Origin of the sequence: Ruegeria arenilitoris (assembly GCF_013035425.1) — a bacterium.
Classification (GTDB): domain Bacteria; phylum Pseudomonadota; class Alphaproteobacteria; order Rhodobacterales; family Rhodobacteraceae; genus Ruegeria; species Ruegeria arenilitoris_A.
Map to the genome: position 1 here is coordinate 210,442 of NZ_WQHX01000003.1, position 15,222 is coordinate 225,663.

General features: G+C 53.8%; 15 protein-coding genes. 7 read left to right on the plus strand and 8 right to left on the minus strand.

Features of this window, described 5'->3' with window-relative positions:
* The first annotated feature begins 73 nt into the window (after positions 1–73).
* From GOV45_RS10120 to GOV45_RS10150, 7 genes are all read left to right on the plus strand, one after another.
* Positions 74–1,117: an RluA family pseudouridine synthase gene (locus GOV45_RS10120; RefSeq protein WP_170476986.1), complete on the plus strand. Its 1,044-nt coding sequence runs from the start codon at positions 74–76 to the stop codon at positions 1,115–1,117.
* Entirely contained in the window at positions 1,114–1,785 is a 672-nt protein-coding gene (locus GOV45_RS10125) for an HAD-IA family hydrolase (protein ID WP_170476987.1), read from the plus strand. The genes GOV45_RS10120 and GOV45_RS10125 overlap by 4 nt, the downstream gene beginning before the upstream one ends.
* Before the next feature lie 5 nt (positions 1,786–1,790).
* A complete protein-coding gene (locus GOV45_RS10130; RefSeq protein WP_170476989.1) occupies positions 1,791–2,498 on the plus strand; it encodes an ATP12 family chaperone protein in 708 nt (235 codons plus the stop codon).
* A gap of 206 nt (positions 2,499–2,704) precedes the next feature.
* The gene (locus tag GOV45_RS10135) at positions 2,705–3,721 is read left to right on the plus strand and encodes an amino acid ABC transporter substrate-binding protein (protein WP_170476991.1); all 1,017 of its coding nucleotides are present in this window, start codon (positions 2,705–2,707) and stop codon (positions 3,719–3,721) included.
* Positions 3,722–3,846: 125 nt separating this feature from the next.
* Positions 3,847–5,079: an amino acid ABC transporter permease gene (locus GOV45_RS10140; RefSeq protein WP_170476993.1), complete on the plus strand. Its 1,233-nt coding sequence runs from the start codon at positions 3,847–3,849 to the stop codon at positions 5,077–5,079.
* A 3-nt stretch (positions 5,080–5,082) separates the two neighbouring features.
* Positions 5,083–6,381, plus strand: a complete 1,299-nt coding sequence (locus GOV45_RS10145; protein WP_170476994.1) for an amino acid ABC transporter permease — start codon at positions 5,083–5,085, stop codon at positions 6,379–6,381.
* A 12-nt stretch (positions 6,382–6,393) separates the two neighbouring features.
* Positions 6,394–7,185, plus strand: coding sequence for an amino acid ABC transporter ATP-binding protein (locus GOV45_RS10150; protein WP_170476996.1), 792 nt, complete (start codon positions 6,394–6,396; stop codon positions 7,183–7,185).
* 30 nt (positions 7,186–7,215) lie between these two features.
* On the opposite strand, the gene GOV45_RS10155 is transcribed toward GOV45_RS10150, so the two are convergent.
* The 8 genes from GOV45_RS10155 to ttcA all read right to left on the minus strand — a co-directional run bounded on the left by GOV45_RS10155 (position 7,216) and on the right by ttcA (position 15,202).
* Entirely contained in the window at positions 7,216–7,728 is a 513-nt protein-coding gene (locus tag GOV45_RS10155; protein ID WP_170476998.1) for a SixA phosphatase family protein, read from the minus strand.
* Positions 7,725–8,411: a ferredoxin gene (locus GOV45_RS10160; protein ID WP_170477000.1), complete on the minus strand. Its 687-nt coding sequence runs from the start codon at positions 8,409–8,411 to the stop codon at positions 7,725–7,727. Before GOV45_RS10160 ends, GOV45_RS10155 begins: the two co-directional genes overlap by 4 nt.
* A 22-nt stretch (positions 8,412–8,433) precedes the next feature.
* Positions 8,434–9,297, minus strand: a complete 864-nt coding sequence (argB, locus tag GOV45_RS10165) for an acetylglutamate kinase (RefSeq protein ID WP_170477002.1) — start codon at positions 9,295–9,297, stop codon at positions 8,434–8,436.
* 60 nt (positions 9,298–9,357) lie between these two features.
* Complete coding sequence (gene yihA, locus GOV45_RS10170) at positions 9,358–10,005, minus strand: ribosome biogenesis GTP-binding protein YihA/YsxC (RefSeq protein ID WP_170477004.1); 648 nt, start codon at positions 10,003–10,005, stop codon at positions 9,358–9,360.
* Positions 10,006–10,007: 2 nt separating this feature from the next.
* Entirely contained in the window at positions 10,008–10,745 is a 738-nt protein-coding gene (locus GOV45_RS10175; protein ID WP_170477005.1) for an MOSC domain-containing protein, read from the minus strand.
* Positions 10,742–12,571, minus strand: coding sequence for a membrane protein insertase YidC (gene yidC / locus GOV45_RS10180; RefSeq protein ID WP_170477006.1), 1,830 nt, complete (start codon positions 12,569–12,571; stop codon positions 10,742–10,744). Before yidC ends, GOV45_RS10175 begins: the two co-directional genes overlap by 4 nt.
* A gap of 126 nt (positions 12,572–12,697) precedes the next feature.
* Entirely contained in the window at positions 12,698–14,239 is a 1,542-nt protein-coding gene (locus tag GOV45_RS10185) for a putative bifunctional diguanylate cyclase/phosphodiesterase (RefSeq protein WP_170477008.1), read from the minus strand.
* A 69-nt stretch (positions 14,240–14,308) separates the two neighbouring features.
* Complete coding sequence (gene ttcA / locus GOV45_RS10190) at positions 14,309–15,202, minus strand: tRNA 2-thiocytidine(32) synthetase TtcA (protein WP_170477010.1); 894 nt, start codon at positions 15,200–15,202, stop codon at positions 14,309–14,311.
* Between the last annotated feature and the right edge of the window lie 20 nt (positions 15,203–15,222).

A 15,222-nucleotide genomic window follows, 5' to 3' on the forward strand; every position in this document is an offset into this window, starting at 1 on the left:
CGCGCGTGTTTCCGTGCGGGATATTTTAGATTCAATTCGAACGCGTTTGCCGTTTGAAATAAGGGACAATGGCATGACTGGCGTGCAAATCGTCACTGTTGCAGAAGGAGACAGCGACCAGCGCTTGGATCGTTGGCTGCGTCGATTGTTTCCGCATGTCGGCCAAGGTCGCATTGAAAAAATGTGCCGCAAGGGTGAATTGCGCGTCGACGGAGGCAGGGTTAAGGCTTCGACCCGATTGGAAACGGGTCAAGTTGTTCGTATCCCACCGTTGCCTGATGCAGATCACAAACCGACGGAAACCAAAAAAAGAATTTCTGAGTCTGATGCCAAGATGATCCAATCCTGCGTGATCTACCGAGACGATCACGTTCTTGCGCTAAATAAGCCTCACGGGTTGCCGGTGCAGGGCGGTAGCGGACAAACGCGCCATGTCGATGGCCTTTCCGAAGCGTTGAGATTCGGTTTTGAAGAAAACCCACGCCTGGTACATCGGCTGGATAAAGACACTTCGGGTGTTTTGCTGATGGCGCGTACGCGAGAGGCGGCCAAAGGGCTGACGACCGCGTTCCGCCACCGCAATACTCGTAAGATTTACTGGGCGCTGGTCGCGGGCGTCCCAACACCATATCTGGGTGAGATCAAGACTGGGCTGGTTAAAGCTCCAGGTCACGGTAAGCAAGGTGAAGGCGAAAAGATGATCGCCGTTCACTTAAATGAAATTGACACCACCTCGGGTGCCAAGCGCGCACATACGCTTTATGCCACTCTTTACCGCGTTGCGGGTCGTGCGGCTTGGGTCGCATTGGAACCTGTAACAGGCCGCACGCATCAATTGCGGGCACACATGGCAGCTATTGGCCATCCAATAATCGGTGACGGGAAATACGGAGGATCGGGCCAGGAGAACCTAGGCGATGGTTGGGGTGCGCAACTGGGTGGAATTATCAGCCGAAAACTGCACCTCCATGCGCGGACTCTGTCCTTTGAACACCCGGTGGCACACAAGCCAATAACCATCTCGGCCCCTCTGCCGGATCATATGAAAAGCAGTTGGGACACACTTGGCTGGACCGAAGATCTAGCGGCGGACGACCCGTTTGAGGAGTTGCAATGACCGCTCCGTTGCGGCTGGTGCTGTTTGACGTCGATGGCACCCTGGTCGATAGCCAAGGCAGCATCGTTTCCGCCATGACAGCAAGTTTCGAGGCGCTTTCATTGAACGCCCCGCCTCGCTCCGAGACGCTGTCGATTGTGGGCTTGTCATTGCCGCAGGCAATAAGCCAGTTGGCGCCGGAACATTCCCTAAAGGTACAGGAACGTCTGGTTGAAGGATACAAACAAGCCTATCATGCGAACAGGCTGGAGAAGGGTGCAGCCAATTCACCGCTTTATCCAGGAGCACGCAAGGTTATTGAGACGTTGCATTCAGTGCCGGAAATCCTGCTGGGCGTTGCAACCGGAAAGTCGCAGCGTGGATTGGACGCTTTATTGGAAGCACATGATCTTGAACGGTTTTTCGTGACCCGGCAGGTTGCCGATCACCATCCGTCGAAACCACACCCTTCGATGATAAATACAGCGCTGGCAGAAACAGGAGTCGCTGCGGAAAACGCCTCAATGATTGGCGATACCAGTTTTGACATGGAAATGGCGTCTGCTGCTGGGGTGGCTGGCATCGGCGTCAGTTGGGGGTATCACCATCGGTCATCGCTTACAGCAGCAGTTTCTGTGATCGACAGTTTTGACCTTTTGCCGAGTGTGCTGGCCGAGATTTGGGAATAAATGGCATGAGCGATTGGAAACCGAAACGTTTCTGGACCGATAGTGTCGTTGTCCAGACAGAAGACGGGTTCACCGTTGAGCTTGATGGTCGGCGTGTCAGAACCCCGGCAAAGGAAGGGCTAATACTGCCCACGAGTGCTATGGCGCAAGCCGTTGCCGAAGAATGGGATGCGCAAGAAAAGGTCGTGGATCCAAACACGATGCCTTTTACCCGTTCTGCCAATGCAGCAATCGATAAGGTGCGTATTCAACATGCCGAAGTAGCGGACATGCTTGCCGATTATGGCGATTCGGACTTGCTCTGTTATCGCGCCACGCATCCAGAGGCGCTGCAAATGCGCCAAGCTGAACAATGGGACCCAGCGTTGGACTGGGCGGCCGATACCTTGGGTGCTCGCCTGTATCCGGTAGTTGGCGTATTGCATCAGCCGCAACCTACTGAAGCTGTTGAAACCTTACGGAAGAAAGTCCATGCGCTGGATGCCTTCAAACTGGCGGCTTTTCACGATCTTGTCAGTCTATCGGGGTCATTGATCCTGGGGTTTGCGGCGGCACACGGCTGGCGCGAGGCATCGGAAATCTGGACAATTTCCCGGTTGGACGAGCTTTGGCAGATAGAACAATGGGGTCATGATGATGAGGCAGACGCGGTATCGGAAACAAAAAGGGCCGCCTTTTTGCACGCCAAACGCTTCTTTGATCTATCTTTTTGATCCTTGTTGCGCGTTTTTAGTGCGTGACAACAAAAACCTGTGCCTCTGACTCATCGATTTACTTGATCCTGCCCTTGACGTTTGTCAATGAATGCGCCCAAACTCAGGCCACTAAAGGGGAGACACCTTTTGGATAACCTTTCCGGCATGAAAATGTCGGATCGAACTGTCCCTAGAAAGGGACGGAAAATCAGGAAGAGGTAAAAATGAAAAAATCCGTAATCTTGGGCGCGGCAACGATTGCCGGTCTGGCTGCCGGTGCAGCTGCGGCGGGTACCGTGGACGATGTCAAAGCGCGCGGCAAGCTGAACTGCGGCGTTACAACTGGTCTGGTCGGCTTTGCGGCACCAGACGCAAATGGCGAGTGGAAAGGCTTTGACGTTTCGCTTTGTCGCGCAGTTGCTGCTGCTGTTCTGGGCGATGCCAGCGCTGTGGAATTCGTTCCAACCACTGGTAAAACACGCTTTACCGCGCTGGCTTCGGGCGAAATCGATATGCTGGCCCGTAACACCACGTGGACATTCAGCCGCGACGTCGATCTGAAATTCGAATTCACTGGCGTTAACTATTATGACGGTCAGGGCTTCATGGTTCCCAAGGCACTGGGCGTCAGCTCGGCTAAGGAACTGGATGGCGCAACCGTCTGCATCCAGACCGGCACCACCACCGAGCTGAATCTGGCGGACTTCTTCCGCTCGAACAACATCAGCTATGAGCCGGTCCCGATCGAAACAAACGCAGAAGCGCAGCAACAGTATCTGGCTGGTGCATGTGATGTTTACACCACTGATGCTTCGGGCCTGGCGGCGACTCGCGCTACGTTCGAAAACCCTGGTGATCACGTACTGCTGCCCGAAATCATCTCGAAAGAGCCTCTGGGTCCGCTGGTCCGTCACGGCGACCACGAGTGGGGCGACGTTGTACGTTGGACACTGAACGCGTTGATCTCGGCTGAAGAGCTGGGTGTTACCTCGGCAAATATTGACGAGATGGCAGCTGGAACCAACAATCCAGAAGTCAACCGTCTGCTGGGTACCGAAGGCACCTTGGGCGAGATGCTTGGGCTGGACGCCGACTGGGCTGCAAAAGCCATCAAAGCCGGCGGCAACTATGGTGAAATCTTTGCGACCAACATCGGTGAGGAAACGCCGATTGGTCTGGCACGCGGCCTGAACGCGCAGTGGACCGAAGGTGGCCTGCTGTACTCACCGCCGTTCCGTTAAGACACCAATTGGAAAGGGCGCAGGGCAACTTGCGCCCTTTTCGTAACTAAAAGCTGCGGACAAATACAGAGTGGGGTCAACCCCGCCAAGACAGAAGAATCCGCAAGCCACGGGGACTCCATAATATGTCGACCATGACAGACCCGCCGAAAGCTGATTTTCGGTTGTCGATGCTCATAAACGATACCCGCTATCGCTCGTTAACATTTCAGGTGATCGCGGCCATCGTTATTGCGCTTAGTATCTGGTATCTTGGCAACAACCTTATCCAGAACCTGAGGGCCGCGGGCCTTAACATTTCCTATTCGTTCTTGGGGGATCCTTCCGGGTACGATATCAACCAGCGTTTGATAGAATATGATAGCCAGTCTTCGCACGGACGTGCGGCTGTTGTGGGTATCCTAAATACACTGCTGGTAGCCTTTCTAGCCTGTATTACAGCAACGATTTTCGGCGTGGTCGCCGGTGTTCTGAGGCTGTCGAATAACTGGCTTGTTTCAAAACTGATGGCGATTTACGTCGAGATTTTCCGAAATATTCCGGTTCTGATCTGGATCATCATCATTTTCACGATCATGACGGCGGTGCTGCCGGGGCCTCGCGCCTTTCGGGGCGAAAACCCGACCTCCAGCATGCTGTTTGACCTGTTTGCTTTCACCAACCGTGGTGTTTATGTTCCCCGGCCTGAATTTGCCAATGGCCTATTCGGCGCGACTATATTGAACTGGCTATTGGTTCTGGCAGTGTTGGTTGGGTCGTGGTTTGCGACCCGTGAAATCGACAGGCGCGCTACAAAAACGCAAGAAGAAACGGGTGAACGGCCAAAGACTATGATCTTGAATCTGGCTGTTTGGCTGGTCCCATTTGCCATCCTGATGTTCCTAATGGGACTCACGTGGGACGTTCCCGCGCTGAAAGGCTTTAATTTCAGCGGTGGTATTAAGGTAGGCGGTCCGCTTATCGCGCTTTGGTTTGCTCTTTCGATTTATACTGGCGCGTTTATCGCGGAAAACGTCCGTGCTGGCATCCAAGCGATCTCGAAAGGTCAGACAGAGGCAGCGGCTGCTTTGGGGCTGCGTCCTGGGCGCGTCATGAATCTTGTGATCCTGCCACAGGCGTTGCGGGTTATCATTCCGCCGCTGATATCTCAGTACCTCAACATCACCAAGAACTCGTCGCTGGCGATTGCTGTTGGCTATGCCGACATCACTGCGACCTTAGGCGGTATCACGCTGAACCAGACGGGTCGCGCGATTGAGTGTGTATTGCTATTGATGCTCTTCTATCTGACAGCTTCGCTGCTGATCTCGATGGTGATGAACATCTACAACGCATCCGTCAAGTTGAAGGAGCGCTGAGCCATGGCCGATCAAACAACAAACCCGATCGCATTCGTGGCAGAAGGCACAATTCCTCCTTCGCCGCCTCCGGCACGAGAAACCGGAGTGGTCAAGTGGCTACGTGAAAACCTGTTTTCAGGTGTCACGAACACTATCTTGACCGTTCTGTCGTTGATCCTGATTTACCTTCTGCTCAAGAACACGTTGCCGTGGATCTTGAACGGGGTTTGGCAAGCTAACTCGTTGGCTGAGTGTCGAGAAATCCTGGATGGAAAGACAGGCGCATGTTTTGCGGTGCTGACTGAACGTTGGCCACAACTGATCTACGGGTTCAAATATCCCGTTGATGCCTATTGGCGACCAAATCTGGCCTTTATCCTGATGCTGGTAGCCTTTGCGCCGGTTCTATTCTTCGATTTGCCGCGCAAAATGCTGGTGTTCACGGCGCTCTACCCGTTCTTGGCCTTCTGGCTGATCTGGGGTGGCACCATTTTGGTTCCACTCGTGGCTCTGCTGGGCTGTGTTGCCGGTGGTGCTGTGTTCCAGAAGTTTGGCAAGAACAGTTTCGCCGCAGGTTTCTTTGGAGCAATCGTTGTCGCGCTGGTCGTCTGGAATGTTGGCGGCGCTCTAATCCCCGAAGGAGCCTCCGAGAACGCGTGGCTGACGGCTGTTCCCAGCCGTGACCTGGGCGGCTTCATGCTGAACATGATGCTTGGCGTTACCTGTGTGTCGCTGTCCATTCCACTGGGCATTGCCCTGGCTCTTGGGCGTCAATCAGACATGCCATTAATCAAATGGGTAAGTGTCATTTTCATCGAGTTCATCCGTGGCGTGCCGCTAATCACGCTGCTATTCGTGGCGTCGGTGATGCTGGCTTATTTCTTCCCGCCGGAAAGCACAGTTGATCTGTTCTTGCGTGTGGTGATTATGATCACCATGTTTTCGGCAGCCTATATCGCTGAGGTCATTCGAGGCGGTCTGGCCGCCCTACCGCGCGGGCAGTACGAAGCAGCAGACAGTCTGGGCCTTGATTACCCGCAGGCAATGCGGCTGATCATTCTGCCTCAGGCGCTGAAAATCTCGATCCCTGGTATCGTGAACGTGGCTGTTGGCCTGTTTAAGGACACCACACTGGTTTCGGTCATCTCGATGTTCGACCTGGTGGGCATGATCCGGGGCCCAATTCTGGCGTCTACCGAGTGGAACGGCGTCTATTGGGAGCTTTTAGGTTTTGCCGCGCTTCTGTTCTTTGTCGTCTGCTACGGCATTTCTCAATATTCACAGTGGCTCGAGCGTCGCCTTGCCACCGATCATCGTTAAGGAGTTCAACGCATGTCTGAACTTGCAATTGACCGCGAAATCGACCGCTCCAAAATGCAGGTGAGCGACGAGGTCGCCATCGAAATCAACGCAATGAACAAGTGGTACGGATCGTTCCATGTGCTTAGGGACATCAATCTGACCGTTAATCAGGGCGAGAGGATCGTGATCGCGGGGCCTTCGGGTTCCGGTAAGTCTACTCTGATCCGCTGTCTGAACGCGCTGGAAGAACACCAGCAGGGTAAGATCGTTGTCGACGGGATCGAATTGTCGAACGACCTGAAGAACATCGACAAGATCCGGTCCGAGGTGGGGATGGTGTTCCAACACTTCAACCTTTTCCCGCACCTTACCATTCTGGAGAACTGCACACTTGCGCCGATTTGGGTAAGAAAAACGCCTAAGAGGGAAGCTGAAGAGCGCGCGATGCACTTCCTGGAAAAGGTTAAGATTCCTGAGCAAGCTGACAAGTATCCGGGTCAGTTGTCCGGTGGTCAGCAGCAGCGCGTCGCTATCGCACGCAGCCTTTGCATGATGCCCCGGATCATGCTGTTCGATGAACCTACCTCGGCGCTCGACCCAGAAATGATCAAAGAGGTGCTGGACACCATGATCGAACTTGCCGAAGAAGGCATGACCATGTTGTGCGTGACGCATGAGATGGGGTTCGCTCGTCAGGTCGCAAACCGCGTTATCTTTATGGATGCCGGTCAGATCGTGGAGCAGAACGAGCCAGAAGAGTTCTTCAATAATCCTCAGAGTGAACGGACCAAGCTGTTCCTCAGCCAAATTCTCGGCCACTAAATCATGTGAAATACCCAAAAGAGGCGGGGTTCAGCCCCGCCTTTTGTGTTCCAGCAATTCTCGTGGAATAGCAAAACCAAGAACTTTGCCACTGCCCCATCGAACACGCGACCAATCTTGAATGTCGAACTGAATTATTGAAGTGGCGCAGGTTGGGTAGTCCAAGAACCGTGGGTGCGGCGGAGCTTTTTGCACGATCAAACTGGCGAACTCTGCGATCCCTGGGTTGTGTCCAAGCATTAGCACGGTTTCTCCACTTGCCGCTGCGAGCAAAACCAGCATGTCTTCAGGCTCAGCCAGATATAGATCGCGCGTAAAGTTGACGTTGGATGCCGACAGTCCAATCCTGTCCCATGTTTCACGCGTCCGGGTCGAGGACGAGCTCAGAACTTCATCCGGTAGCCAATTATTGTCGCGCAACCATTCGCCAATCGCCGCTGCGGAATTGCGACCTCTTTTATTTAGCGGTCGGTCATGGTCGCTCAACGCTGGGGTGCCCCAGCTGGATTTCGCGTGGCGTGTCAGGATCAAAGTGCGGGTCATGATGGATGAAATGCTCGCATGTGGTGCGCGGATTGCTCTGCTTTCCTTTTTGACCCAGCACTCAATGGACATGCAAGGCGGGCAAGGCAACCGCCAGACATGCAGGTTTGTCCGGCATCGGTATTTAGATAATCATGGCATGCATCGACGTTGTAAAAACTGTCAGAATTCAACGCACCGACTGGGCACGCAGATGCGCAGGGGGCTGGGCAATCGGTGCAAGGTGAAGTGCTGATCGGCTTAGGTATGGGAAACTCACTGGCAAAATGCAGCGCGCCTCGGAAAGAGATCATCATGCCAACGCTGTCATGTACCAGTGCGCCGACCGGGCTACTGAACGTGCGTCCAGATTTCAGCGCCCAATCAATGAACGGAGCATAGGGCGGTCCGCCAAACGGATAATAGGCGCGCGCACCAAGTTCGTTTGCCAAATCGTTGATCACACGTTTAGACCAACGATCGACCGGATCTGATTGCCCGTCCTTCCACTCCGGAGAAGCCTTCAAAGCTGGCCAAAAAACCTCCCCGGCGCCCAAAAGTATCAATGTACCGCTATCCAAGCGTTTAGTTTCAACTCGCCGTGGGTGTAGCGCACCCATGATGATGAGGTGTGCATCCAGAACGGCTTGTTCTACGCTTGAGAATGGTGCGCCAGACCCCGAAACTTTTAGTTGATCGGCCATGATTGCTGAGCCTTGTCATCGGTTAATCCGGACGGATCAGAGATCCCGCGCCATGTTCAGTGTAAAGTTCCAGCAACACAGCATTTGGCGCGCGCCCATCCAAAATGACCACCGCGCGTACACCGCTGTGAAGCGCATCCAGCGCCGTCTCGGTCTTTGGAATCATACCGCCGGCAATGGTGCCCGCTAGGGTCATCTCACGGATCTGACCCGCTGTGAGCTCTGTGACAACATCGCCTGCGGCATTCTTGACGCCCGATACATCCGTGAGAAGCAAAAGACGGTCCGCTTTTAATGCTGCCGCAATCGCTCCTGCAGCAGTGTCACCGTTTACATTGTAGGTTTCCCCATCTTTGCCAGCGCCCAAGGGGGCGATGACCGGTATCACGTCATGCGTAAACAAATCGTGCAGAATTTCGGGGTTCATCTCTGACGGAGATCCGACAAAGCCTAGCGATGCATCCGTTTGTTCGCAGATCATTAAATTGGCGTCTTTTCCAGACAAGCCAACTGCCATGCCGCCTTGCGAATTGATTGCTTGTACAATTCGCTTGTTGACCAAGCCAGATAGTACCATCTCGACCACTTCGACTGTCGCGGCGTCGGTCACGCGTTTGCCACCGACGAACTCGGACTGGATGTTCAGCCTATCCAGCATTGCATTGATCATGGGTCCGCCGCCGTGGACAACAACGGGATTTACCCCAACCTGTCGCATCAACACGACATCACGGGCAAAGCTTTCCATTGCTTCGTCACTGCCCATTGCGTGCCCGCCCAACTTTATAACTACGACGGCTCCGTCATAGCGCTGCAAATAAGGCAATGCGCTGTTTAGCGTGGCTGCAGTTGCGATCCAATCCCGGTTCATGTCTCTTGTCTTCATCGCTTAGGTCCCTCTGGCGTTCCGTGTTAGGGGCTTTGGGTGGCGCTGCCAAGGGCCAAGCTATTCCAGATGCGCGATGATTGAACGAAGCGTTGGTATACCGTCCCCTTTTTCAGATGACGTCATAACAAGTTCAGGAAAAGCGGCTGGGTGTTTGGCAAGCGCTCCTCTGACTTGTTCCAGTACCTTTTCGCGATCCTTCACCTTTACTTTGTCGGCTTTGGTTAGAACGCATTGAAACGTTACCGCGCTGGCGTTCAAAAGCTTCATGATCTCGTCATCAACTGACTTAACACCGTGTCGTGCATCGATTAGGACAAAAGCCCGACGCAGTGTCTGGCGACCGCTCAGATATTGTTTTAGCAGCTTCTGCCATTTTTCCACGACCTTGAGAGGCGCATTTGCATACCCATAGCCCGGAAGGTCTACTAGATAAAGTTCGGGACCTTGCGTGAAAAAGTTGATCTCTTGTGTGCGACCGGGTGTGTTAGAGGCCCGGGCGAGCCCCTTAGTACCTGTCAGCGCATTGATCAGGCTTGATTTTCCAACGTTGGAACGTCCGGCAAAACAAACTTCTATACGGTCTGGGCTGGGCAGTCCGTCCATGGCGACGACGCCCTTGACGAATTCTGAAGGCCCGGCAAAAAACTTGCGTCCAGCTTCCCGCGAAATCGCGTCGGGGTCTTCGGCCAATGGGAACTGCAGCATTTTCACAGAACCTCAACCTTGTCGCCCAGTAGGATTTCGCCGCCTTCCAGCACTTCTGCATTTACGCCGAAATCCTGATGGTTCCAACTGTTTAGTGCGCCCAAAGTGTCAGCATCGCGCTTGCCCGTCTCTGGGTTCGCAGTCGTGGCGAGACATCGGGATATTCGTTCCTTGATCCGAAATACAGCTTGACCGACCCGGACGTCACGCCCGACCCAGTCAAATTCTTCCCATAACGGCAGCCCGTCGAACCATATGTTTCCCCGCCACCGGCAAACCGAAAGTTTTTTCCCCAGTTTTTGTTCGACAGCGCGATGTGAAGCCATATTGCAAAGACTGATAGACGGGAAATCGCTGTCGGTCATTCCTCGGCCAGGTACGCGTATGATATGTGTTGATGCGGCCCGGTCGCTTGGCATTAAGGGTTTGATCCAATCCAGAAAGACTTCCTGCTCTTCGTCCGGGTGGAACGTCAGATCAGGGCGTTTTGGGTGGCTTAGCGTTACTTGATCACCACGCAATCTCGCGGAAATTGCCATCAAGCCGGGTGCTTTCGCGCCGCGGCTGAAATTGGCACAAGGTACCCATTCCGATCCATCTGCTTTAGATGCTTCGTGCGCCACTGCCCAAACGCGATCCCCGGGCAAAGTTTGCCCGGGGGTCACTGTAACGTCAGTTAAGGGTTCTCGCCCATGGCTTTTTATGGGGTGGCGCCACAGACCGGTCACCCGCCCGCTCATTTGTCATCCGTCTTAGGTGTTTTCTTGAAACTGGACTTGATATTGCCGAAAACGTCCGGTTTGTAGCCCTGGCTTCGCATGATCATATACTGTTGTATGAACGTGATTGTGTTGTTCGCAATCCAGTACACGACCAATCCGCTTGCAAAGCTGCCCAGCATGAACATGAATACCCATGGCATCCAAGCAAAGATCATTGCTTGTGTCGGGTCGGTTGGCGCGGGGTTGAGTTTTTGCTGCAACCACATCGAAATACCCAGCAACAGCGGTAAGATACCGAGGAAGATGGTCGCCATCAAAGTGCCGGGTTCTGGTCCCGCCCATGGCAACAAGCCAAAGAAGTTCATGATGGACGTCGGGTCAGGCGCGCTAAGGTCCCGGAACGGACCAAACCACGGAGCCTGCCTGAGTTCGATTGTGACAAAGATAACCTTGTACAAAGAGAAGAAGATCGGGATCTGCATTAAGATGGGCAAACAACCGGCGGCCGGGTTCACCTTTTCCTTCTTGTACAGCTCCATCATACCTTGCTGCATCTTCTGACGATCATCGCCTGCGGCTTCTTTCAGGGCCTCCATCTGTGGCTGCAGCTCTTTCATCTTGGCCATCGAGACATATGACTTATAGGCCAGCGGAAACAGAATTGCCTTAATAATCAGCGTAAGTCCGATGATTGACCAACCCATGTTGCCAATCAGGACGTTGATATTGTGAAGCAACCAGAAAATCGGCTTTGTCAGGAAAAAGAACCAACCCCAATCAATACTGTCGATGAACTTTTGAACGCCTTGGGCTTGATATTCCCGAATGGCTTCCCACTCTTTGGCGCCGGCGAAAAGTCTGGTGGTTACTTCGGCTGACTGACCCGGTTCAACCGTAAGTGTCGGAAGAACGGTTTCCGTTTGGTAGATTTTCCGTCGGGCATCGTACTTTGCTGCTGCTTTGAATGCGGATCCGGGCTCAGGGATCAAGGTGGTCATCCAGTAGTGATCGGTGAACCCTATCCAACCGTCTTCCTTAACCTGAAAAACTTCGGCCTGCGCACCTTCATTTGGGTCAATGTCGAAGTCCCGCACGTCGCCATAGTCAATCTCGGCCAAGGTCCCGTCGGCCATCCCGATAACGCCTTCGTGCAGGATGAAAAAATTCTTAAGGCCGGGCAGGTCACCGTCTTCGCCTATGCCATGACGCGCAAGAATGCCGTACGGCGCCAATCCCACCTCTGCTCCGGTTGCATTCTCAACCGATTGAGTGACCGAAAACATGTAATCTTCGTCGACAGAGATGGTACGGCGGAACGTAAGCCCGTTTCCGTTGTTCCATACCAATGTGACTGGCGTGTCGACACCGAGGATCTCGCCTTGTTCCAATGACCACATTGTATTTGGCCCCGGAACGTCTGTGCCAGCCAGTCCGGAACCGGGAGCCCAGCCGTAGAGCGCATAATAAGCTGATTCCGCGCCCACGGGCGACAACAACTCGACAATCGGAGCATCGGGCGCAAGGGATACTTTGTAATCCTTCAAAAACAGCTCGTCGATACGACCGCCTGAAAGGGACAGGCTACCCGATAGGCGAGGAGTGTCGATCTGAACGCGAGGTGCCTGCGCTTCTGGTTGGACTTCGTCAGCCGCCGCTGTTGCTTCGCCTACTGCAGTCGTGCCAGCGGCGCTGGGCGTCTGGACCGCATCGACCTCTGAGGTGCTGATCTCGGTGGGTTCCTGGGTTGTGGTCTGCTCCGGAGGGGGGAACAATACAAACCAGACGAGGATCACCAGAAAGCTGAGTGCGGTTGCGAGGATTAGATTCTTATTCTGATCGTCCATCGGGGACAGCCACCTTGCGCAGTGAAAGACACCCGGTGGGTTCAACAGAGTGCAGCCCAAAAGGTCAAGTGGAATCGCCCCGGAATCCGCCCTGACATTAAGTTCGTGGGTCTGGACCCGCGAATCTTATCCGGTTTTCCGCCCAATTTCCGGGGCACCCTTTTGTTTCGCTTGGTGAGAGCCAATCCAGATTTGAGCTTTTTCAAACGGCATGGGCCTGCCAATTCCAAACCCTTGAACGTGATCCGCACCCAGTTGCGCCATGAGAGCGTGCTCGCCTGCGGTTTCAACCCCTTCGGCCAAGGTCTCCAGGTTCAATCGTTCAGCCATGGTCAGAATGGCGCTGACAAGCTGTTGCTGGCTGGGGTCCTGATCAGCCTTGGCAACGAACGTCCGGTCGATTTTGATTCGAGAGACATCAAAACGTTTTATTGAAGCGATCGAAGCATGCCCGGTGCCGAAATCATCCAGATCAATGCAACAGCCAAGTGCTGCTAACCCGGTTACGTTACGAGTAATTACGTCGTCTGGGCGTCGGGAGAATACGGTCTCCAGGATTTCGACCGCAAGCCTGTCAGGTGTTAGATCGAATTGGTCCAACTCCCACTTCAGACGATCAATCAATCCTGGATCGCGAAGTTCGTCTGAAGCAAAGTTCACACCTATCCGAGGTATTTTTGTGCCGCCCATGTCCCAGGTTTGCATGGCAGAAAATGCATGGTGCCGAATAACCTGCCCAAGGCGGCCCATCAGGTCCGCTTGCTCGGCGAATGGCAAGAATATTTGTGGACCCATGATCCCTTTGGAAGGATGTTCCCAACGTGCCAGCGCCTCGAACCCGGTTATGTTTCCTGTGTCCGTCGAGACCTGCGGCTGAAACCACGGACGAATTTCACCATTGTCGAGTGCGGCTACAAAGTCTTTGCGCAAGTTGGCTCGAACCAATGTCCTGCGGCGAGTTTGCGAGGAAAAGGCACGAATCGTCATTGGGCCATTTCGCTGGGCTTCGTCCAAGGCGGCATTAGCGGCCTCGAGCCAATCTTCCGGTTCTGCCTCAGGGATGCTGGACCGCATACAAAACCCGATTGAACAGGACATATAGACGCTGGCTCCGTTCAGCAAAAATGGTTCCTCTACCGTGTTTTGTATGCGGCCAGACATTTGAACGCACGCCTCCAAATCCAGTTGAGCCGAAGGGTGCAAACCAATCAAAAAACGGTTCGGCTTGATCTGAGTGAAAATGTCCTGGCCTCGGATAACGGCCAGAACACGGTCAACAAATTGCGAACTCACATGATCGGCAGCTGCATGGCCGTGAAGGTCTAACATCGCTGGATAGTCGTCAAAGGAAACGGCAACACAGGCGGCGTTTTCTCCGGATTTTTTGGCCTGTTGCAAAATAGCTTGGATTTCATCGTGAAAAACATCGGTGGATACCGCCCCGGTGGGCCGTGCACCAGCTGCTTTCGCGGTCAAAGAGTGGCTACCCGCAGCATTCAATGCTGCGTAGGCTAAAGGTAATCCCAGCGCAGCGGCCATCAATGCCAGCTCCCCCCCCAGCCAAAAAGCCGACAGGCAGGTAGCGGGCACAAATGCCAGCGCCGGTGGACCTGACAGCGCGGTGCGAAGCGCATTCAGAGTTCGTACAGCAAACGGGATTTTCCGCATTGGTCTTACGGCCTTCGACTAGGGCAGGGTTGCTCCGTTCAACCGTAGGAAACCAATCTGAGTCAGTCGTTAACGTAAGTCAGGAATTTCGACTGAATTTTCAGAATTTTTATTTGAACCTGTCGCCAGGTTAATAAAATCAAACAGTTTCGAGTCCAAAAGATGCGATGGACGCGCGTTGGTCAACGCTCTGAACATCACTTGACGACGGCCCGGTGTGTTTTTTTCCCATTGATCCAGAATCTGTTTGACCTGTTGCCGCTGCAAACCGTCCTGACTTCCGCACAAATCGCAGGGAATGATGGGATAGTTCATAGACTTGGCGAATTTCTCACAGTCAACCTCTGCCACATGTGCCAGTGGGCGATAAACGAACAGGTCGCCTTCTTCGTTCACCAGTTTCGGGGGCATCGTCGCCAGACGCCCACCGTGAAACAGATTCATGAAAAACGTTTCTAGGATGTCGTCGCGATGATGTCCAAGCACGACGGCCGAACACCCCTCTTCCCGCGCGATGCGATAAAGGTTTCCGCGGCGCAGGCGTGAACACAATGCGCAATAAGTGCGACCTTTGGGAACCTTGTCCACGACAACAGAATAGGTGTCCTGATACTCAATCCGGTGAGGCACACCCATACGGTCCAAAAACTCAGGCAAAACCGTTGCAGGAAATCCGGGCTGACCTTGATCCAAATTGCAGGCAAGTAGGTCAACCGGCAGTAAACCGCGCCATTTAAGTTCATAGAGAACGGCGAGAAGAGTATAACTGTCTTTGCCGCCGGACAGGCAAATCAACCAGCGCGGTGTTTTACCATCTTTGCCATGTGCAGACGGGTCCACCATGCCATATTGCTCGATTGCTTCGCGGGTTTGACGAACAATTCGCTTGCGCAACTTTTTGAACTCGGTGGTCGAAGGAGCGCCCGCAAAAAGGGGATGGATATCGTCTGCATCGTCAAACATGCGCTGCCCCTACAGGAGAT

Bases quoted from the DNA above. Each gene is read 5' to 3' on its own strand.
- GOV45_RS10120 (WP_170476986.1), top strand. From the start codon at position 74: ATGACTGGCGTGCAAATCGTCACTGTTGCAGAAGGAGACAGCGACCAG.
- GOV45_RS10125 (WP_170476987.1), top strand. From the start codon at position 1,114: ATGACCGCTCCGTTGCGGCTGGTGCTGTTTGACGTCGATGGCACCCTG.
- GOV45_RS10130 (WP_170476989.1), top strand. From the start codon at position 1,791: ATGAGCGATTGGAAACCGAAACGTTTCTGGACCGATAGTGTCGTTGTC.
- GOV45_RS10135 (WP_170476991.1), top strand. From the start codon at position 2,705: ATGAAAAAATCCGTAATCTTGGGCGCGGCAACGATTGCCGGTCTGGCT.
- GOV45_RS10140 (WP_170476993.1), top strand. From the start codon at position 3,847: ATGTCGACCATGACAGACCCGCCGAAAGCTGATTTTCGGTTGTCGATG.
- GOV45_RS10145 (WP_170476994.1), top strand. From the start codon at position 5,083: ATGGCCGATCAAACAACAAACCCGATCGCATTCGTGGCAGAAGGCACA.
- GOV45_RS10150 (WP_170476996.1), top strand. From the start codon at position 6,394: ATGTCTGAACTTGCAATTGACCGCGAAATCGACCGCTCCAAAATGCAG.
- GOV45_RS10155 (WP_170476998.1), bottom strand. From the start codon at position 7,728: ATGACCCGCACTTTGATCCTGACACGCCACGCGAAATCCAGCTGGGGC.
- GOV45_RS10160 (WP_170477000.1), bottom strand. From the start codon at position 8,411: ATGGCCGATCAACTAAAAGTTTCGGGGTCTGGCGCACCATTCTCAAGC.
- argB (WP_170477002.1), bottom strand. From the start codon at position 9,297: ATGAAGACAAGAGACATGAACCGGGATTGGATCGCAACTGCAGCCACG.
- yihA (WP_170477004.1), bottom strand. From the start codon at position 10,005: ATGCTGCAGTTCCCATTGGCCGAAGACCCCGACGCGATTTCGCGGGAA.
- GOV45_RS10175 (WP_170477005.1), bottom strand. From the start codon at position 10,745: ATGAGCGGGCGGGTGACCGGTCTGTGGCGCCACCCCATAAAAAGCCAT.
- yidC (WP_170477006.1), bottom strand. From the start codon at position 12,571: ATGGACGATCAGAATAAGAATCTAATCCTCGCAACCGCACTCAGCTTT.
- GOV45_RS10185 (WP_170477008.1), bottom strand. From the start codon at position 14,239: ATGCGGAAAATCCCGTTTGCTGTACGAACTCTGAATGCGCTTCGCACC.
- ttcA (WP_170477010.1), bottom strand. From the start codon at position 15,202: ATGTTTGACGATGCAGACGATATCCATCCCCTTTTTGCGGGCGCTCCT.